General features: G+C 58.9%; 15 protein-coding genes and 2 pseudogenes. 10 read left to right on the top strand and 7 right to left on the bottom strand.

The genetic code is table 11. From position 1 onward, the window contains the following. Positions 1 to 121: 121 nt before the first annotated feature. Positions 122 to 703: pseudogene (locus tag EQG66_RS13310) on the top strand (transposase); the annotation flags it as partial. 330 nt (positions 704 to 1,033) lie between these two features. Here the strand turns inward: EQG66_RS13310 and EQG66_RS13305 are convergent. The 5 genes from EQG66_RS13305 to EQG66_RS13285 all read right to left on the bottom strand — a co-directional run bounded on the left by EQG66_RS13305 (position 1,034) and on the right by EQG66_RS13285 (position 8,558). After that, positions 1,034 to 2,677, bottom strand: a complete 1,644-nt coding sequence (locus EQG66_RS13305; protein WP_029995535.1) for a flavin-containing monooxygenase — start codon at positions 2,675 to 2,677, stop codon at positions 1,034 to 1,036. Between the two features lie 61 nt (positions 2,678 to 2,738). Beyond that, positions 2,739 to 3,641: an alpha/beta hydrolase gene (locus EQG66_RS13300; protein ID WP_029995534.1), complete on the bottom strand. Its 903-nt coding sequence runs from the start codon at positions 3,639 to 3,641 to the stop codon at positions 2,739 to 2,741. Positions 3,642 to 3,809: 168 nt separating this feature from the next. Beyond that, a complete protein-coding gene (pcaF, locus tag EQG66_RS13295; RefSeq protein WP_029995533.1) occupies positions 3,810 to 5,015 on the bottom strand; it encodes a 3-oxoadipyl-CoA thiolase in 1,206 nt (401 codons plus the stop codon). Between the two features lie 22 nt (positions 5,016 to 5,037). Then, positions 5,038 to 7,107, bottom strand: a complete 2,070-nt coding sequence (locus tag EQG66_RS13290) for an FAD-dependent oxidoreductase (RefSeq protein ID WP_223806615.1) — start codon at positions 7,105 to 7,107, stop codon at positions 5,038 to 5,040. Then, positions 7,104 to 8,558: an NAD-dependent succinate-semialdehyde dehydrogenase gene (locus EQG66_RS13285; RefSeq protein WP_029995531.1), complete on the bottom strand. Its 1,455-nt coding sequence runs from the start codon at positions 8,556 to 8,558 to the stop codon at positions 7,104 to 7,106. The genes EQG66_RS13290 and EQG66_RS13285 overlap by 4 nt, the downstream gene beginning before the upstream one ends. Positions 8,559 to 8,719: 161 nt before the next feature. Between EQG66_RS13285 and EQG66_RS13280 the strand changes: the two genes are divergently transcribed. The 6 genes and pseudogenes from EQG66_RS13280 to EQG66_RS13255 all read left to right on the top strand — a co-directional run bounded on the left by EQG66_RS13280 (position 8,720) and on the right by EQG66_RS13255 (position 15,379). Beyond that, positions 8,720 to 9,511, top strand: a complete 792-nt coding sequence (locus EQG66_RS13280; RefSeq protein WP_029995530.1) for an IclR family transcriptional regulator — start codon at positions 8,720 to 8,722, stop codon at positions 9,509 to 9,511. Positions 9,512 to 9,531: 20 nt separating this feature from the next. Next, on the top strand, positions 9,532 to 10,692 hold the full coding sequence (locus EQG66_RS13275; protein ID WP_029995529.1) for an acyl-CoA dehydrogenase family protein: 1,161 nt from the start codon (positions 9,532 to 9,534) through the stop codon (positions 10,690 to 10,692). Positions 10,693 to 10,721: 29 nt separating this feature from the next. Then, positions 10,722 to 11,876, top strand: coding sequence for an iron-containing alcohol dehydrogenase (locus tag EQG66_RS13270; RefSeq protein WP_029995528.1), 1,155 nt, complete (start codon positions 10,722 to 10,724; stop codon positions 11,874 to 11,876). Then, positions 11,873 to 13,081 carry a CaiB/BaiF CoA transferase family protein gene (locus tag EQG66_RS13265; RefSeq protein ID WP_051170537.1) on the top strand — a complete coding sequence of 403 codons (1,209 nt, stop codon included), beginning with the start codon at positions 11,873 to 11,875 and terminating at the stop codon, positions 13,079 to 13,081. Before EQG66_RS13270 ends, EQG66_RS13265 begins: the two co-directional genes overlap by 4 nt. A gap of 61 nt (positions 13,082 to 13,142) precedes the next feature. Further along, positions 13,143 to 14,021 carry a helix-turn-helix domain-containing protein gene (locus tag EQG66_RS13260; RefSeq protein WP_081663831.1) on the top strand — a complete coding sequence of 293 codons (879 nt, stop codon included), beginning with the start codon at positions 13,143 to 13,145 and terminating at the stop codon, positions 14,019 to 14,021. 46 nt (positions 14,022 to 14,067) lie between these two features. Continuing rightward, a pseudogene (locus tag EQG66_RS13255) lies at positions 14,068 to 15,379 on the top strand (IS701 family transposase). A 61-nt stretch (positions 15,380 to 15,440) separates the two neighbouring features. Here the strand turns inward: EQG66_RS13255 and EQG66_RS13250 are convergent. Continuing rightward, the gene (locus tag EQG66_RS13250) at positions 15,441 to 16,373 is read right to left on the bottom strand and encodes a tetratricopeptide repeat protein (RefSeq protein ID WP_129405073.1); all 933 of its coding nucleotides are present in this window, start codon (positions 16,371 to 16,373) and stop codon (positions 15,441 to 15,443) included. Between the two features lie 121 nt (positions 16,374 to 16,494). Here EQG66_RS13250 and EQG66_RS15400 point away from each other — a divergent pair, with 121 nt between their 5' ends. The 3 genes from EQG66_RS15400 to EQG66_RS13235 all read left to right on the top strand — a co-directional run bounded on the left by EQG66_RS15400 (position 16,495) and on the right by EQG66_RS13235 (position 19,429). Further along, positions 16,495 to 17,829 carry a DUF6946 family protein gene (locus tag EQG66_RS15400; protein ID WP_181951813.1) on the top strand — a complete coding sequence of 445 codons (1,335 nt, stop codon included), beginning with the start codon at positions 16,495 to 16,497 and terminating at the stop codon, positions 17,827 to 17,829. A 152-nt stretch (positions 17,830 to 17,981) separates the two neighbouring features. After that, entirely contained in the window at positions 17,982 to 18,317 is a 336-nt protein-coding gene (locus EQG66_RS13240; RefSeq protein ID WP_124809294.1) for a killer suppression protein HigA, read from the top strand. 14 nt (positions 18,318 to 18,331) lie between these two features. Beyond that, the gene (locus EQG66_RS13235) at positions 18,332 to 19,429 is read left to right on the top strand and encodes a HigA family addiction module antitoxin (protein WP_164975688.1); all 1,098 of its coding nucleotides are present in this window, start codon (positions 18,332 to 18,334) and stop codon (positions 19,427 to 19,429) included. Positions 19,430 to 19,476: 47 nt separating this feature from the next. On the opposite strand, the gene EQG66_RS13230 is transcribed toward EQG66_RS13235, so the two are convergent. Next, on the bottom strand, positions 19,477 to 20,100 hold the full coding sequence (locus tag EQG66_RS13230; protein WP_124809296.1) for a S24 family peptidase: 624 nt from the start codon (positions 20,098 to 20,100) through the stop codon (positions 19,477 to 19,479). Positions 20,101 to 20,189: the final 89 nt, after the last annotated feature.

The following is a 20,189-nucleotide window of genomic DNA, read 5'->3' as shown; positions in this document are numbered from 1 at the left end:
ATGACGGCGATCCCATAGACGACCTTCTCCCCGGCAACTGGCAAGATACCAATGCCGCCGAAACAAGGTTCGAAATGAGTTACATCCCGCAAGCCGCCTGATACGTGCCAGTGAAAATGCGCTTACGACCAATGCCGCGCTGCGTGCTGATACGGTCATCGTTGCCATCGTCGATGCCTGCGCGGTCAAGCGGGCCACGGCCCAGTATCCGGTCCTGCGCAACTATGCCGAAACGCACTACGGCGCGAAGAGTTGGAAGTGCCAGCGCCGCGTCGTCGCCCGGATCGAGGCCAGCACGCTGGGCATGGACATCCGCTATGTCGTCACCTCACTGACCGAAGGCTCAGCCGAGCATATCTATGACACGCTCTACTGCGCGCGCGGCCAGACCGAAAGGCTGATCAAGCGCCACAAGGCTCAACTCGCTAGCGATCGCACCTCGTGCCGATCCGCCAACGCCAACCAGATGCGCCTCATCCTCCACACCGCTGTCTACTGGCTGATGTGGCGCATCCAACAGGAAATCCCCAAGACAGCCGCGCTCGCCACAGCCGAGTTCGCAACGCTACGCCTGCGGCTGCTCAAGGTCGCTGCCCGCGTCATCGAAACCTCCTCGCGTATCCATCTCGCCTTCGCGTCAGCCTGCCCGGACGCCGGCGTGTTCAAAGCCATCGCCACCATTCTCCGGCCAGCACCGACATAGCCAGTGCGGCAGTGCCGATGAAAGCCCGAGCCCTCGTCCATCAACCTCGAAAAGCCCATCGCTCCTGCTGCGGGGAAAAACGCCGGCGCCGGCGCTCGCCCAGATCACGCGGCAACCGACCCACCAAACCCTAAACACCCCAGTGCAGCGGGCTCATGAATAAGCCGGGCTAGAGGCGATGCCGCGAAATCGAGCCTTGATTGCTGACAACCCCTCGATCGACGGGCCACAAGCAGCGTGTCCCCCGCACGACCGAACCTGTCACGGCCTTGCGGGGGATGGGGAATGCAACAGTCCGGTCGTTCAGACGCGAACGAATTTCGATGGTCATCAAAGCGCGGTGGTTGCAGTCTGACGATCGAATATCATCGATTCGTAGCCCGAATTCCGTACCGATTGAAGTTCTGAACGGTAATTGCCGAGACCACCGAGATAAAACATCACTGCGTTTTTCTTGCCAGGAATGTTCGCCCCGAAAATCCACGATTCCGCCTTAGGGAACAGTGTCATGTTGGCAATTGTCCGGCAGGTTTCCACCCAGGCATCTTCGGCTTCCTGCGTCGGCTCGATAGTGGAGCGGCCGTCAGCTTCCATGGTTGCAATCGTGTCGGAAATCCATTCCACCTGGCTTTCGAGACTGGGAGGAAGGTTTGTGAATGGACCGTTGGGGCCCAGGATCATGAACATGTTCGGAAAGTCGGCTTCCATCATCCCGAGGTAACCCAGAGGGCCATCGGCCCACTTGTCCCGGATGGTGACGCCACCGCGTCCCCGAATATCGATCTTCGTATAGTTTCCATCGACCGCATCGAAACCTGTAGCGAAAATCACCGCGTCAAGTTCGTGTTCGATCCCACTGGCCAAGCGGATGCCTCTTGTCGTGAATTCTGCGATCGGATCGTCCTTGACGTCTGCCAGCGATACGTTTTTCCGGTTGTAAACACCGTAATAATCCGTCGCGCACAGCGGGCGCTTGGCATAGATATCGCCGGGCGTCAGTTTCCGGGCGATTTCTGGATCCTTCACGATCTTGGCAATTTTCCGCTTGATGAAGTTTGCCGCCGAGGTGTTAACCTCATCGCTGATCGCGACATCGTTGAAGGTCTCGAACATGAAGCGGAATCCACCACCGCGCTGCCACGCTTCCTCGAATACGCACTCCCGCTCGGCCTCGGGGACGTCGATTCCCGCAACGGTGCTCTCGACAAAACCGAAGGCGACATTCGAACTCTTTATCTGCTTCCAGATTTCGTCATAGTTGGCCTTGTAGGTATCGATCGTCTCAGTGTCTTCGGGCCAGTTTCCGATCGGAACGACGTATTGGGCAGATCGTTGGAATACGGTCAGGTGCTTTACCTGGGGCGCCAGGGCAATGATCACCTGAATTCCGGTTGAGCCCGTCCCGATTATGCCGACACGCTTTCCGCTGAGATCGACCCCTTCAGGCCACGCGCCTGTATGGTAAATGTCACCGGCATAGTCGTCGATGCCACAGAACGTCGGCTTGTTGATCGCCGAAAGAAGTCCCAGGCCGGTAATGAGATACTTGGCCGATGCCGTCTCACCCTTGTCCGTTACTACATGCCATAGCCCAGTCGCTTCGTCGAAACGGGTCGATACTATCTTGGTGTTGAACTGATAGCTGCTGCGCAAGTCGAAGCGGTCAGCGACATTGTTGAGATATTCCAAAATCTCGGGCTGAGTGAGATAGCGGGTCTGCCAGCTGCCTTGATCAAGGAGTTCCTTGTCGAATGAGAAGCGATAGCAGAAGCTCTCGGTATCCGAGAGCGCTCCCGGGTAACGATTCCAGTACCAGGTCCCTCCGACATCGCTCGCATTGTCATAGGCCTTTACGTGGAGACCCTGGTCATTACGCAGCTTGTGGACCGCATAGAGCCCTCCGAAGCCTCCGCCGATCACAATTGCGTCAAAGTCCGCGCCAGGGGTCTTTGTCGCGGTCACATTTCTGATCATATTTACCTCCAGCGCGGGATTTCCGCGCAAACCATTGTTGCAAGATGCGTTTTTCCGGCGGTCAAAGTGCGCGATACCACGCTGAGATCCTGAGCAATTCGTCGTCCGCCTCATGCGCGCGCCCGGCAAGGGCCGGAAAGACATGCTGCATTCCGGGGACGACCGAGAGGGTGACGGAAACGCCTGCGTTGCGAGCTTTTTCGCTCAACGACTCGGCATCGCTCAGCAATGCCTCGGCTCCACCGGCATTGATATAAAGCGGCGGGAAGCCCTGAAAGTCATTCTCGAGTGGATTGGCCAGCGGATCCAGCGGGTCCGCAGTGCCGCCAAGAAACATCGAGATCATGCCCTCGAGTATCTGGCGCCCGACAAGAGCGTCCGTCGCCGCGTTGGCTTCGAGTGTCGCGCCACGCAGCGCCATGTCCAGCCAGGGAGAAAAAGCTATGATGCTGCCCGGAAGTTGCCGGCCCAGCTCACGGAGCCGAAACGCAATGGCAATGGCGAGATTGCCGCCCGCACTGTCCCCCGCAGTCGTTATGAATCCAGGGTGGAAACCTCTTTCGATCAAACCGAGATATGCGGCGATCCCGTCTTCGATCTGGGCAGGGAACGGAAATTCGGGGGACCGCCGGTAATCGGGAATGAACGCAGTTACGCCCAGAGCGCTGGCAAGATGCCCTGCGAGCTTGCGATGACTATCTGCCGATCCCACGGCGAAACCTCCGCCGTGGGTGTAGAGAATGACGCGCGCGGAATCGGCGTCTTGCGGAAATGCCCATATTCCCGGGACTCCGCCGACTTCATCTGATTTGTAGCTTACGCCCTCGGGTTCACGTGCTGGTTTGCCCCACTCGTCGAACATACTGCGCAAATCGGCAATCGACATTGCGGGATTGGCGGCCATCCGGCTGCTCCAATCCTCGTACAATTCGCGCAGGAAATCTGCTTCCCGATTGTCCGCCATTTGGCCTCTCCATCCATCTTTTTTTGAACGCCCCAATCGATCGTTGTCCGAAACTTCGGGCGGCCGAGAGCTGATCCAGTGGAGAAGCTATGTCGTGCTTGGCTTCAGGTCTTGAATTTTACTGCGCGTTCCGTTGTCGTTTTTTGCGGCCACCCAGAGGCAGGTCTCCTAGACCCGCTCCAGCAGCAGCGCGCTTCCTTGTCCGACGCCCACGCACATAGACACAATGGCGTAGCGCCCGGTCCCTTGAGCAAGTTCAATCGCTGCGCTGCCCGTAATCCGTGCCCCGGACATGCCCAGCGGATGACCGAGCGCGATCGCTCCGCCGTTGGGATTTACGCGATGATCTTCATCATCCAGACCCAACGACCGCGTGCAGGCCAGCGCCTGGCTGGCAAAGGCTTCGTTCAGTTCGATCACGCCGATGTCGCCCATCGTCAGCGATTGCCGAGCGAGTATCTTTCTGATCGCCGGAACCGGACCGATACCCATGATCCGGGGAGGAACCCCAGCTGCCGCAGCGGTCACCACTCGGGCAAGGGGTGTCAGCCCATATCGACGAACAGCTTCCTTCGACGCCAGCAGCAATGCTGCGGCACCATCGTTCACCCCGGATGCGTTTCCTGCCGTGACGGTCCCGTCGGTACGCACGATTGGTCGTAGTCGAGCGAGGTCATCTATGGTCGTGTTCGGTTTCGGATGCTCGTCAGCGTCAATTATCGCGGCTTGCCCCCGCTTCACTGGGGCGCTGACCGCCACGATTTCCCGCGCCAATCGTCCGTTGCTGCCTGCTCTGGCAGCCTTGGCCTGCGACCGCAGGGCAAAGGCATCCTGATCGGTCCGCCCGATCGAATACTCCATCGCGACGTTTTCGGCGGTCTCGGGCATCGAGTCGACGCCATAGCTCGTCTGCATCGCCGGATTGACGAATCGCCATCCAATGGTCGTATCCTCCATGGCGACAGCGCGTGAGAACGCGGTTTCGGCTTTTAGCTGAACAAACGGGGCTCGACTCATGCTCTCCACGCCGCCAGCGATCACAAGCTGGAGTTCACCGCACCGTATCGACCGGGCACCAGTGATAACCGCCTCAAGACCTGAGGCGCAAAGGCGATTCAGGGTCAGGCCGGGAACTTCCTCGGGTAGGCCCGCGAGCAGGGCAGCCATGCGGGCCACGTTTCGGTTGTCCTCGCCTGCCTGATTTGCGCAGCCAAGCAGGACCTCATCGATCTCGACCAGGTCGATCGACCGATTTCGCTCGATCAGGGATCTGATCGGAACAGCGGCCAGATCGTCGGCGCGTACCCTGGCAAGGGCCCCGCCGTGGCGGCCGATCGGCGTGCGGATGAAATCGCAGATGAACACATCAGCCATGTCTTCAGACCTATCTTCAAGTTCAGGCATCCGCGAACGACCTGGCGTCGCGAACCAGGTTCGTGATCAGTGAAGGGACTCTCCAGCCCAGAGGGTCGGCGGACGAAAACTCGGTGATCCTTGCAACCACGCAAGCCGGAGTCAATGTGTCCGCGTGATACATCAGTCCCCCTCGCCAGCGAGGGAATCCGTAGCCATGAACCAAGACCAGATCGATGTCCTGTGTCGAGGCGGCGATTCCTTCTTCAAGAATAAGGCAGGCTTCGACGATCATGGACGTGATAATTCGATCGACAATCTGCGCCTCACTCAAAGTCCGACGGGCAAAGCCTTCTTTCGCCGAGATCGCCACGATGAGGTCTTCGACCAAGGCGGACGGCCGGAGCCGACCCGCGTCATCGTAATCATACCAGCCAGCCATCGATTTACGGCCAAGTCTACCATGCTCTTCGACCAGGCACTCGAGTATGGGAAGCATTCTTGCGTCGGCGCGGCCGTCCAGGCGTTGTCGCTGGCGATTGGCATATGCAATATCGAGACCCGACATGTCCTGGGCTTCATAGGGGCCCATGGCCATGCCGAATCCCCGCATTGCCGCATCGATGCTCGACGGTGTTGCGCCCTCGGCAAGAAGGATGTCCGCCGTTTGGCGATATCGGGTCAGTATCCGGTTTCCGATGAAGCCATCGCACACACCGGCCACGACCGGCACTTTGCCTAGCATCCTGGCGAGCGCGATGCCCACGCCAAGAGTTTCCGGAGCCGTTCTGCCACCACGCACGATCTCGAGCAGTTTCATCACGTGCGCAGGACTGAAGAAGTGCAATCCCAGGAAGCGCGCGGGCTCGGGAACACTTTCCGCCAGAAGATCGACATCCAGGTACGAGGTATTCGTTGCGAGAATTGTCGAAGGCGGCAGATTGTCACCAAGGGCTGCAAAGATAGCCTTTTTGACAGCGAAATTCTCGAACACGGCTTCGATGGCGATGTCAGCCGCCCCGAGATTTTCGAGCCCCACCACCACGTTCGTCAAACTGCTGATACTGTTAGCCTCTTTCTCGGTCAGGACCCCCTTCTTTGTGCCTTGTTCGACCAGCCCCGAGAATCGCCGCCGGGCATCTGCTGCCCGCTGGGCATCCATCTCGACCAAGGTCACCGTGATTGAGGCTCGGGCAAGGGCGTAGGCTATGCTCGCGCCCATATTCCCCCCGCCTACGACAATCGCCCGTTCGATCGGACGGTCTGGTCTTGGGTAACATGACCGGGTTGAAGCGGCGCGCTCGGCGAAGAAGATGTGGCGCAATGCCTTGGCCTGATCGGATCCGCGAAGTTCGAGGAAGGCCTCCCGCTCGCGATTCATCCCGACATCAAGGTCCCAGTCGGTACTCCCGGCCACCAGTTCCAGCGCGCGCTCGGGGGCCTTCTGCCCTCGGGCGCGGCGGGCAGCATCCCTGGCAATGGCCGACACCGCATCTGGATGTGCCGCTGGCGCGGGACGCCGGTCGGCGACCAGCATGGTATCGAGTTGATTCCGGTCCATGCCGAGAGCGGCGGCGACGGGATCGGATGCAACACTATCGACAAGTCCGATATCATGCGCCTCCCGTGCCGACAGCAGCCTTCCGTGCACAATCATGTCGAGCGCGTGGGGGATGCCCACAATACGGGGCAGACGCTGCGTTCCACCAGCGCCCGGCACTACCCCGAGCGTCACTTCGGGCAGGCCCAGCCGGGCCGAAGGTGCGGCAACCCTGCACCGGCAGGCCAGCGCAATCTCGAGGCCTCCGCCAAGCGCGCTCCCATTGATCGCAGCGATGGTCGGCACGGAGAGTTGCGCGATCTCCCGCAGCACGTCGTTCAAATGCGGCTCTATCGGAGCATCGCCAAATTCCCGGGCATCGGCCCCGGCCACGAACGCCTTGCCTGCCCCGGTTATGACAATTCGCTCGGGATCGCTGGCGGCGGCCGTGCGTATCGCCGCAAGCAGGGCGGCACGTACCGCAGCCTTCAGGAGGTTGAGCGGAGGATTGTCGATGGTCAGAAGCGCAACACGATTTCGCCACTCGATCCGCACCAGTTGCCCATCGCTCACGCACAAACTCCTGCGAAACGCGAAACGAATTTCGTGTTGAGGTAGCCATCGAAAGTCTCGCTGCCGCCTTCGGTGCCATATCCACTGTCACGGACCCCTCCGAACGGGGTTTCGGGCAAGGCCAGTCCAAAATGATTGATGCTGACCATGCCGGCCTGCAGGCATGCCGCAGCGCGGTCCGCGCGTTCAAGCGAGTTGGTGAAGACATAGGACGCCAGGCCGAACGGCAATGCGTTTGCCCGATCGATGGCATCGCTCATGTCGTCAAAGCGCGAAACCACGGCGATGGGGCCAAAAGGTTCATCCCGCATCAGCGCGATACGATCGTCCGCAGTATCGACGATAGTCGGTGCGAAGAAATAGCCCGCATTCCCCTGTCGTGTGCCGCCGGCAAGGATGGCGGCTCCACCGGCGCGCGCGTCGTCGACCAGGCGTTCCATTTCGGCAATCCGCCGGGCGTGACACACTGGCCCCATCTGGATATCGGGCTCAAGGCCGTCACCCACTTTGACCGTCGCAAAGGCATCAACCAGAGCTGCGACAAAGCGTTTGTGAACGCTCGCCTGCACAAAGAACCTGGTCGGCGATATGCAGACCTGTCCTGCGTTGCGCAGCTTGTTGCCGGCCAGCACCCTTGCGGTCGCCTCGGCGTCTGCATCATCGAAAATCAGGACAGGCGCATGACCGCCAAGTTCCATCGTGGCGCGCTTCATGTGACGACCAGCGAGTTCGGCAAGGCTCTTGCCGACTTCGACCGATCCGGTGAAGGTGATCTTGCGAACATCGGGATGGGCCACCAATGTTTCTGAAATCATTGCGGCATTGCCCCAGACGAGATTGAGGCATCCATCAGGCAATCCCGCTTCCTGCAGATAGCGGGCGATGGCCATACACGCAGACGGGGCTTCCGCAGGGCCTTTCAGGATCATTGTGCAACCGCAGGCCAATGCTGCGGCAACCTTTCGCACTGCCTGGCTCAAAGGGAAGTTCCATGGCGTGATTGCCAGGCAGACGCCCACCGGTTCCCGCAGAACCTGCTGCTGTACAGCAGGGGATCGCGATGGGATTATGCGACCGTAGATGCGACGCCCTTCTTCGGCGTGCCAATCGATATGATCGGCCGAAGAACGCACTTCAACAATCGCTTCGGCCAATGGCTTTCCCTCGTCGAGGGTAATGGCGGCTGCAATTGCCTGTTCGTTCTCACGAAGCAGATTGGCAAACCTGCGCAGTATGGCGCTGCGATCAAGCGGCGAAAGCTGCCGCCACCCTTCGAATGCCACGCGGGCCGATCTCACCGAAGCCTCGAGATCATCGGGCGTCGCTTTCGCGATAAGCCCGATCTGCTGGGCGGTCGCCGGGTTGATGACGGGCTGGGTTTCGCGCTCTTCCGGGCCGATCCACGTGCCTGCGATGAACAGTGCGATGTCTGCATAGTCATGTTGAGTCATAACAATCCTCTTCACCGTCGAGTTTTGGCAACCACGCGGAACTGGACAAACCCGATTTTATTCCGCTCTGCGGAAATATATTCCGCAATATTGACAAACCTCTTACTACCAGTGTAGAGACATTTCAAGTCGGCAACGGCCGGGGTGAGAGGAGTATTGCGGTGCGACCGCGCAAGGAGCTTTCAAAACAGGAAGGTACGGACCGCGATTTCGTGGTTGCCCTGGCGCGTGGACTCGAGGTCTTGCGCGCTTTCCGCAGGGAGGGTGAGGCGCTGGGCAACGGCGATTTTGCCGCTCGGACCGGCTTGAGCAAATCGACCATATCGAGATTGACTTATACGCTGCACCGCCTTGGCTACCTCAGCTTCGACCCGGAAACAGCCCGATACCGCCTCGCCCCGCCGGTACTTTCGCTGGGATTCTCATGCCTTGCCGGATTGCCGGTCATAGATCTGGCCAAGCCGTACATGCAGGAACTTGCAGACTATTCGGGCATGCCTGTTGCGCTGGCAGGCAGGGATCGCCTGACGATGATATACTTGGAGCGTTGCCGCGGCTCGAACCCGATCACGCTCGCGATCGACGTGGGAGCCCATATCAAACTGGCGACCACGGCCGTGGGCCGCGCCTTTCTGGCGGGGATATCCGAAGAGCGCAGATCTGAAATTATCGAGGACATCCGCCACCACGAGGGTCAGGCATGGCCGGCAATCGAGAGAGGGATAAATGATGCTCTCGAGACCTACGCCAAACACGGATACTGCCTCTCGATCGGCGAATGGAAGGCGGATGTGAACTCCGTTGCCGTGCCCTTCATCCCTGCAAACGGTGCGCCCGTTCTGGCCTTCAATTGCGGCGGGGCGGCATCTCATCTGACTCGCGACTGGATCGAAACCGACATTGCTGCCCGGCTGATTGAACTTGTCCGCAACGTCAGCGCCATTTCGCCCTGAGCCTTTAGGAAGCCCATTTCATGTCAATGGACAACGAAACTCTTTCACAGTTCCTGGACACGCTGGATCGCTTTGTTCGCGAGCGGCTCATTCCGTGCGAAACCGAGGTGGCCGAGAATGATGCAATTCCCCAGGCTCTTGCCGAGGAAATCCGGAACATGGGTCTTTTCGGCATGTCGATACCCGAGGCGTTTGGTGGCCTCGGCCTGACCATGTCCGAAGAGGTAAAGGCGGCATTTATTCTTGGTCAAGCATCTCCCGCATTCCGATCTCTGTTCGGCACGAACAACGGCATTGGATCGCAGGGTATCATCATTGACGGCACGCCTGAGCAAAGGGAGCACTACCTGCCTCGCCTAGCCACGGGCGAATTGATTTCATCCTTTGCCCTGACAGAGCCCGATGCTGGCTCCGACGCTGGCTCACTTTCCACATCCGCGAAGCGGGACAGCGAGCACTTTGTGATAAATGGCACCAAGCGCTATATTACCAACGCTCCGCTGGCAGGGTTATTTACGGTGTTCGCCCGTACCAAGCCGGGAACCAAAGGTTCCTCCGGGGTCACCGCCTTCCTCGTGGACGGGACTACCCCTGGTATCTCGTTCGGTGCACGCGATCGCAAGATGGGACAGAAGGGATCGCAGACCTGCGATGTGATCTTCCAGGATGTGCGTGTGCATGAATCGTCGATCATCGGCGGGCCTGAATTCGAAAACAAAGGGTTTCGGACAGCGATGAAGGTCCTTGATCGCGGCCGCTTACACATATCAGCTATATGCGTCGGGGCCGCCGAGCGGCTGATCAAGGAAAGCCTCGCTTACGCCCTGGAGCGTAAGCAGTTCGGTGAACCCCTAGCCGAAAAGCAGCTTATTCAGGCCATGCTGGCTGACAGCAAGGCCGAGGCTTTTGCCGCACGATGCATGATCGAGGAAACCGCTCGTCGGCGCGACGCGGGCCAGGACGTGTCAACCGACGCGGCGTGCTGCAAGATGTTCGCCAGCGAGATGGTCGGCCGGGTCGCGGATCGCGCAGTCCAGATTCATGGCGGCGCGGGCTATATGTCTGAATACCCGGTGGAGCGGTTCTACCGCGATGTGCGCCTGTTCCGTATCTACGAAGGCACCACCCAAATTCAACAACTGATAATCGCCCGAAACATGATCAAGGAAGCCGCCTTCTGATCGGAGCAACTTCCTCACCGGAGAAACTTATGGACCTCAACTTCCTGTCTTGTCCGCGCATTATTTGCAAAGCGGGATCGCTGTCCCAAGTCGGTGACCTCGTCTGCGAGCTGGGAGGCAGCCGAGTCCTGCTCGTCACCGATCCTGGCATTGTGGCTTGTGGATTTTCCGAACAGGCCATGTCCAGCCTCGGTGCGGCAGGCATCGCGGTCGAGATTTTTGACCGCGTAGCAGCAGATCCGCCCATGGCAATCGTCTCGGAAGCTGTTGGATTCGCCAAATCGTTCGGAGCCGACGCAATTATCGGCCTAGGTGGAGGAAGCTCCCTCGATACGGCCAAGGTGGTCGCGCTGGCAGCGGCGAGCGGCCAGACTATCGACGGCATGATTGGTGTCGGCAAAGCAATCGGCCAAAGGCTTCCACTCATCCAGATTCCCACAACCGCCGGCACTGGCTCGGAAGTGACGTCGGTTTCCGTCTTGACCAGTGCCAAACAGGAAAAGCTGGCTGTTTACGCGCCGCAACTGCTTCCAGACATTGCGCTGCTGGACGCAGCGCTTACACTCGGCATGCCTCGCAAGATCACGGCAGCGACCGCACTCGATGCCATGGTCCACGCCATCGAGGCTTCGACGAGCAGGACTCGCAAGAATTTGATTTCCGACGGTCTGGCAGACAAGGCCCTTTCGCTCCTGGGGCAAAACTTGCCGCGCGTCCTCGACACCCCATCGGATCTAGCCGCACGCGAAGCAATGTTGCTGGGCGCAACCCTTGCAGGCATGGCATTCATCAACGCCAGCGTGGGTTCGATCCATGCACTATCGTACCCGCTGGGAAGCCATTTTCACGTGCCGCATGGACATGGCAATGCTCTGGTTGCTGCACCAGTGATGCGCTTCAATCTGGTAGTCGCAGAAGCTGAATACGCGCATCTTGCCAAGGTATTCTTGCCGAATCGGACCTTTGCAAGCAACGCGGAGGCTGCCAATAGTCTCATTTCGGCAATGGAGGAAATGTTCGCAGCGAGCGGTCTGGAAACGCGGCTATCGCAGCTGGGCATTTCTGCCGATGCCGTTCCGGCGATGGCGCGCGAAGTCACCACGGGACTTACTCGCCTGATAGCCAACAATCCTTGCGACATGTCTTATGATGATGTCGTGTCACTATACGAAAACGTGCTATGACCTCGGGTCCCCTCACAGGAATCCGTGTCGTTGACCTCAGCCGTGTTCTCGGCGGACCATACTGCACGCAAGTTCTCGCCGACTACGGCGCCGACATCATCAAGATCGAACCACCTCAAGGAGACGAGACGCGAGGATGGGGCCCTCCATTCAAGGATGGTCTCAGCGCCTATTTTTCGGGCGCAAATCGCAACAAGCGATCGATCGGCATCGACGTTGGCAAGCCCGAAGGACGCACGGTCGTGCTCAAGCTGCTGGAGAGCGCGGATGTGCTGGTCCACAACTTCAAGAGCGGGACTTTGGAAAAATGGGGGCTGGGCTACGATCAAGTGCTTCAAGCGCTGTTCCCGAAGCTTGTCCTTTGTCATGTGACGGGCTTCGGCGCTGACGGTCCCCTGGGCGGACATCCGGGTTATGACGCGGTGGTCCAAGCAATGACCGGATTGATGAGCATCAACGGCGACCCCGGAAACGGGCCGGTCCGTATGGGCACTCCGGTGGTTGATATCGGGACCGGCCTTATTGCCTGCAATGCAATCCTTGCCGCATTGATCGAGCGCGGCAGATCGGGGCTTGGCCAGAAAATCGAGGTTCCGCTCTACGACTGTGCGATCAGCATGCTGCATCCTCAGGCCGCCAACGCCCTGATGTCAGGCAAAATTCCGGTAGCAACGGGCAACGGACATCCGAACATCGTGCCTTATGACATGTTTGAGACGCGCACCGGAAAGATCTATCTTGCCGTTGGCAACAATGGCCAGTTCGCCAAACTTTGTGCAGTTTTGAAACGCCCGGATATTGCCGTGGACGCCCGCTTCGTCGATAATGCCGCAAGAATCGCGCATCGCAGGGAACTTGGCGAGTTGCTGACGCAATGCCTTGCCGAGCTTGAGGCCGAAACTCTCGAACATATGCTGCTGAATGCCGGCGTGCCGACAGGCGTTGTGCGCAACGTGAGCGAGGCGCTGGCGCATCCCCATACCATTCACCGAAACATGGTGGTGAAGATGGGCAATTACAGCGGCACGGGAATTCCGGCACTGTTCGGCCGGACGCCCGGGTCTATCCGCAGTGCACCGCCAAGCTTCGGGCAGGACAGCCGGTGCATTCTGCTTGAATCTGGGTACAGCGAAGCTCAAATTGCACAGATGGAAGAGCAAGCCATAGTGTTTGGTGCAGGAGAGAACGAAACTGGCCAGGTTTGAAATGGCCGATCTCGACTGAGATTTTTCCAATCACCATGCGCTCTGGGTTGGGGGGTGAGCCATGAATGATCTAATTCCGCCAGAAGATATCACGAAATGGATTCCTGGACGCAAAACGATCGACAGCACTGCACAAGGCTGGCGCGGATTAACATTAATGGGTTATCGTTACGCTGGCCTCGAAGTCGAGATTCCGCCGATGCGGGATTATATGATCGTGGTCTATCAAGACGCCGATACCAGCATGCGCCGTCGTTGCAATGGCCCTTGGCAAACCGAGAAACTTCGGCCGGGCTCCATTTCCCTGCTCACACGGGGTGAACAATCGACGTGGCAATGGGACGATGCGATCAACGTCAGGCATATCTATCTTGGCCATAGTGCGATCAGCGAAACCGCTGCCCAAATATTTGACCGGGACCTCGCGAGCATCGATATTGCAGACCGTGTTTGTACGACGGATAATATGATCCAATTCTGTCTAAATATGCTTGAACAGGAATACAGTGGTTTTGGAGTAGGCGAGTGCCTCTTCATTGATGCATTACGAACGCAACTTGCAGTCCACCTGATCAGAAACTATGCTGATATTGCAATAAAGGAAACTCATATTGGTACTTTAGGATCAAATTTGCGGAAGGTGGTTTCAGAGTACATCGAGGAATCGCTAGGCGATCGAATTCATCTCGAGGATTTGGCATCGATCGCGGGATTAAGCCCGTTTCATTTTTCCCGAAGGTTCAAGCTCGAATTCGGCGTGACACCACATGCATTCGTAATTCAACGAAAAATTAAGAAAGCAAAGGCATTGCTTCTCAAACGGGATCTGCCTTTGAAAGCGATTGCGGCTGATTGCGGTTTCTCCGATCAAAGCCATATGAACAGAACATTCAGAAAGGTGTTAGGCATTACACCAGCGGAATATCGCCGATCTGCCTAGCACTACTTTGGCAGAAATGTGATTTTGGGGATTCCCCTGACGTCGAATGCGTGATTCATGGAGAGCCAGCTTTGACGGAGGCTGGCGATGGGCGAGAACTGGCAGGCAGACTTGGAGCGGTGGCTTGGAGCGGTGGCTTGGCCCGTATTTGGAGGGGCTGGGGAACAAGACAGGACGTCGGATGTGTCCGGCCTATATCGCCGGCCTGATTGGGCCGGGTGATCGCAAGAGCATTCAGCCCATGGCGGCCCGGTCGGACGCGGTCGCTTATGACCGGCTGCATCATTTCATCGGTGCCGGCCTGTGGGACAGCGCCCCGCTGGAAGCGACCTTGTGGAGCCAGGCGGACGAACTGGTTGGCGGTGACGACGCTTGGCTGATCATCGACGACACCGCCCTGCCGAAGAAGGGCAAGGCGTCAGTGGGTGTCGCACCCCAATACGCCACGGCGCTGGGCAAGAACGCGAACTGCCAGACGCTGGTGTCAGTGACGTTGGCCTCCGGCGAAGTTCCACTCATGCTGAGCTTGCGTTTGTTCCTACCGGAAAGCTGGACGAGCGATGTTGGGCGGATGGACAAGGCCGGCGTGCCTGCTTCCTTGCAGGAATATCGCACGAAGCCAGAGATCGCGATCGAGGAGATCGATCGCGTTATCGCGGCCGGGGTGCGCTTCGGCTGCGTGCTGGCCGATGCCGGTTATGGGTTGTCCGCTCCGTTCCGGCAGGCACTGAGCGAGCGCGGCCTGTGCTGGGCCGTCGGCATCCCCCCGGCACCAGAAGATCTACCCGGCCGACGTGCAACTGATCTTTCCGGTCGCTGGTCGCGGGCGGCCCCGGGTGCGGCACGTGCCGGACGTCAAATCCCGGGCCGCACACACCATGCTCGAAGCCGCGAAGTGGCGTCAGGTTAGTTGGCGCAAGGGAACGAAGGGACGCCTAGCCGCACGCTTTGCCGCCGTGCGTGTGCGCATCGCCGACGGAGCTCCCCAGCGGATCGGCTCCGCCGGAGCCCAGCACATGCCGGGGGAGGAAGCCTGGCTGGTGGGCGAGCATCGCTCGAACGGCGAACGCAAATGCTATCTCTCGAACCTGCCCGCCGGCACCCCGGTCAAGGACCTGGCCGGCGCAATCAAAGCGCGCTGGATATGCGAGCAAGCTCATCAGCAACTCAAGGAAGAGCTCGGCCTGGATCACTTCGAGGGCCGGTCCTGGACCGGACTCCACCGCCACGCTTTAATGACCATGATGGCCTATGCCTACCTCCAAAGCCGCCGGATCGCTCAGGCGGGACGGAAAAAAAAGAGTCCTTGGCCCGCCGCCGCAACCCACACTGCCAGCAGTGCGCCAAGCCATTCTTGACCACCTGTCACGCTCTCCACCGCCCCAATGTCCTCGCTGCGGATGCCTCTTGAACGCAAGGTCAACCAAACTTCTGCCAAAGTAGTGCTAGGGTCTCGGCCTTTGCATACCATTCGTGCCCCGCAGGGAGGTCCCCAAGCTCGATGTGGACAGCGCCCAACAAAGTGCATGGTCTATAGTCGCTTGAGGTCAGTTGATGCGCTTCGCTTGCCAGTGCCTTCGCCTCGTCGAGGCGGCGCAGGTCACGCATTGCTCCGCCACGCGTTGTCGCCAAGGCCGACCTAAGTTTGGGATTTGATCCGACCTTTGCCAAGGCCGCGTCGGTCAGACGCAAAGCTCGCTCCGGTTCACCAGCCTTACGCCAATGCCCGCTCGCATTCACGGCATTCCAGGGATCACCGCTGCTTTCCCATGCTTTGGTCAGGGCTTCGGCTTCCAACGCATGCCAGGCTCTCTGCAGTTCGTCGGTCCAGCAGTAATCGGCCTCGGTCTTGAGCCATGCGAGGTCCTCGACAGTGAGGCGTTGCCCGGTGGCGACCTGCCTGAGTAGCGCCATCACGCGCCGATAATCTTCGCTTTCGATATATCCCACGCCGAAGCGTTGCCGCAGTTCCTTGGCCTCTCGATTTCGACGGAGGGCGGGGTCATTAGCCATGGCGGCGAAGGTTGCCTTGACCGCAGCGGCTCTGGCATCAGCGCGTTCCGCCAATTCTGCCGCATCCTTCACGGCCTTGACCGAAGCCTCTTCAATGCGCGCGGCTTGCTCCTGCTCGGCCGCGGCCTGAAACTCTCCCAGGGTTGCCTTACCGTCCGTCAAGGTGACGAGTGCATGCAGGCCGGTCGTGGCGAGAAACTGCCGCTGTAGCGTGGCCACCTGCTCGCCTGCATCGATCCTCAAGAGAATCCCGTTTAACCGGGCGCCCAGTTGAGTGGCGCCGGGGAGGTCCTCAAGAAAATAGCGTTCCGCTAGGTCCGTGTGGTGAGATCGTGTCATTGCCCTATTTTACGCTCGCGGTCCTGCGCGCCGAGGATATCTTCACTTCCGACATCGTGCGACTTTCTATGTGGCACGCTGGCCTTTTGGATCTCTTAACATCTCAAGGCGAGCTCGTCGTATGGCCGTGAGCCTATTGCCTGCTGTTGACATGATGCTGGAAGAAAAGGAGCTCGGCGCCATGCAAAGTGAATCGACCATCCGCCGCCTGCATGTCCCGGTATTGCGACCCGAAGACGTGATCCATCACCTCGGATCTCCAACGCATTGGCAGCCAGGTCGTTCTGCCAAATCGGTGGCTGATCTCTGGTTTTCTGTGAACGGGCTTCCGCCTTCAGTGAAATCGGCTCTCAATCATGACCCCGCGTTCAAGGGAGCTACATTGGTCGATGCGTTTTTTGAGCGCCCGGTCGACCTTGGTGATGGTCAGCGACCGAGTCAGACCGACCTCATGGCGATCCTTCGTCTTAATAGGCACCTTGGTGTTCTGGCCGTCGAGGCGAAAGTGGACGAGACTTTCGGCCCGACAGTCCAGGAGTGGCTTTCAGAAGCAAAAGGGGATGCGACCGCACGCCCGGCACGCCTGGAGCGGCTATGCCGAAATCTCGATCTCGATCCGGCGACGGTCGGGAAAATTCGATACCAACTCATTCACCGCACGGCCTCCGCAGTCATCGAAGCCCAACGCTATTGCGCGCGCGATGCAGCGATGATCGTTCAGAGCTTTTGCCCGAAACGCTCTTGGTTTGACGACTACCGGGCCTTTGCCGAGGCCATGGGTTTTCCAGATGCGCCAGTCGGCGCAATCACTCCGGCAAAGGTCTGCGACGGCGTTGCGCTGCGGATCGGATGGGTAGCGGAGCCAAACGGAGGGGCGATCAAGCGGCTCGGGACGGCACGAACCGTTCCTGCGCTCACGGAATTGGGCCGGGTACAGCTGTCGAAATCCTTCTTCATGCGTGACATGCTCTATTCGGAAGTGGCCATGGTCCACGGGCTCAACAACGCGCCCGATGACCCGGACCTAGCCATTAAGGCGGGCAAGCGGCTGTGCGAGGACCTGCTCGAGCCACTGCAGGATCAGTGGGGGCGGATCGCGATCCGCTCGGCTTACCGCTCGTGCGAGGTGAACGGCTTCTGCAACGAAATGCAGCGCAAGAAGAAGGCTGGCTACACCTGCGCGTCCAACGAGAGCAACTACGCCGGACACATTTGGGATCGCCTTGACGCCGGAGGCTGCTTGGGGGCGATGGCCTGCGTAGTCGTTCCCAGTTTCTGGGCGAACAATCAGGAGCCAGGTGATTGGCGGATCCTGGCGCGATGGATTCACGAGAATCTGCCTTATTCGACGCTGTATTTCTTTCCGACCTATTGGGCGTTCAACATCGGCTGGCATGAGCGGCCCGAACGGACGATCAAAAGCTATGCGGAGCCGGCAGGCCTATTCACGCCTTAAGATGGAAAAGCGAACAGACGTAATCATGGAGGCAAGGTCGCCTGTCTCGGGTCGACGCCAAGTCAGCAATAGCTCGACCGCACCCTCCCTTGCGCAATCAGCAAGCCTCCGTTAAGGCGTTACCTATTAGGTAACGAAAATGAGCCATTCTCTTGGATATCGATTTTCGAAAGCGCAAGCTCGAGAAGACCTTCAATGCGCAGGCAGAATTGCTCAAAGCCTATGGGACACCCATGGCCAAGGCGATCATGAAGCGCATGACGGTGCTTCGTGCTTCGCGCGACCTGAGTCTGGTGCCGGTTACGCCTCCCGAACGAAGGCATCAGCTGACCGAGCACCGGGACGAGCAGTTTGCAGTCGACTTGGTTCATCCCAAGCGACTGATTTTTGAAGTGAACCATGATCCAATCCCTCGCAACGAAGACGGGGGAATCGATCTAACCAAGGTGACAGCGATAACGATCATCGAAGTGGTCGATTATCACTGATGGAGAATGCAACGATGGCGACCGCAGCCAATCAGTTCCGACCGGACTATGCCGTTCCACCCGGCTGGATCCTCGAAGAACGCCTGGAAGTCCATGGCATGTCACAAGCTGAGTTCGCTCGGCGATGCGGGCGCTCGGCCAAGCTCATCAGCGAGATTATTGCCGGCAAGGCACCACTTGAACCGGAAACTGCAATCCAGTTCGAGAAGGTTCTCGGAGTTGACGCCGATCTGTGGCTCTCGATCGAGTCCGGTTACCAGCTCCATCGAGCCCGTGAGGCTGACGCAGCACGGGCAAAGGACGCTATCGCCTGGTCGAAGACATTCCCCATCAATGACTTGGTAAAGCGCCGCTGCTTCCCAAAGCCCGTCAATCCCGTCGACGCGGTCTCGAAGCTGCTTGCGTTCTTCGGCGTAGGATCGCTCGACGCTTGGAATAGCCAGTACGGCTTGGCGAAGGTTGCCTATCGGCACTCACCGTCGTTCAAAAGCAATGAAGTTGCGCTCGCGACCTGGCTGCGTCTCGGCGAACTCGATGCGGAGCAGCAGGAGTGTGCAGATTATAGCGAAACGCAGTTCAAGCTGGCGTTGAAGCAGATCCGTGCCCTCACGCGTGAACCCGTCGAGCGAGCCGTTCCCCTTGTGCGCGCGCTCTGCAACGAGGCCGGTGTCGCAGTCGCTTTAGTGCCGCCGCTTGCAAAGACCGCGCTTAGTGGCGCCGCATGGTGGATTTCGCCTCGTAAGCCCGTGATCCAGCTCAGTGCACGCCATAAATCAGACGACCATTTGTGGTTCAGCTTCTTTCACGAAGCCGCGCACATTCTGCTCCACAGCAAGAAGAACGTTTTCGTCGATGACAAGTCGCGCGATGGCACCGACGAGGAAAAGGAGGCCGATGCATGGGCCTGCAACACTCTCGTTCCGACTTCCGCGTGGAGACAGTTCGTCGCAACCGAACCGCGCAGCGAACGGGCGGTTCTCGACTTTGCTGACAGCCAGGGTATCGCGCCAGGCATTGTCGTCGGCATGCTTCAACACAGCGGCATCTTGCCTTGGACCCATTTGAATGGCCTGAAGATCCGCCTCAAGTGGTCAACCGGCGCCGAGGATTGAGCGGTCGTGCGCCTCGCTCTGACGGGGCAACGCTCGAGCCGGCGGATTCACGCTAGCTGCATGCCGATCCAGATGACGCGCCCTACGATCTGTATCGCGTTTCTGATTAGTCCATCCCAGTTGGGATAGTTTGGATTGTCAGTCAGTACGGCGATGCGGTTTCGCGCCGGTTCGAGCGCGATCCTTCGTACCAGCAATCCGGTATCGGCTCGGATGACGTAGAGTCCGTCGCGAGGATTTTCGTTGGCGAGATAGCGCTGAATCAGCACCTCATCGCCATCCCGCAATGTCGGATACATCGCGTCGCCTTCGATTCTGACGATCGAAACTCCCGTCGGCTTGTGACTGAGACTGCGCAGCCATGCCTCGTCGACCAGACGGACACGCCCAAGGCTATCGTCAGCATCGGTGGCGCCAAGAACCGGGATCGCAATCGTCGATAGCCCCGCGCTTTCCGGAACCTCGTCTCCGCCAAAGACAGCGGCGGGGACGCCAAAATGAACCGACAGCTGCGCGATGTCGCTGTCGTCGAGATGCGCCGGGCTACCCCGCTTGATGAACTGTTGGATGTAGGCCGCATTCCGGCTCAGCAGGCGCGAGACTGACGAATAAGATTCGCCCCGTTCCTTGATTAGCTCGTCGAGCGCGCGGCGAGGATCGAGCTTGGCCATTCCTACGATTTCCTAGAACATGTTTCGTAATTCGAAGGAGCAATCCCATTCGGCGAATCCATTTCCGATTGCTACCCTCACATTGGTTT

Source organism: Sphingobium fluviale, from assembly GCF_004122115.1.
Lineage (GTDB): Bacteria > Pseudomonadota > Alphaproteobacteria > Sphingomonadales > Sphingomonadaceae > Sphingobium > Sphingobium fluviale.
Note: the sequence above shows the minus strand (reverse complement) of the source record. Positions and strands in the feature narration are given on the sequence as shown.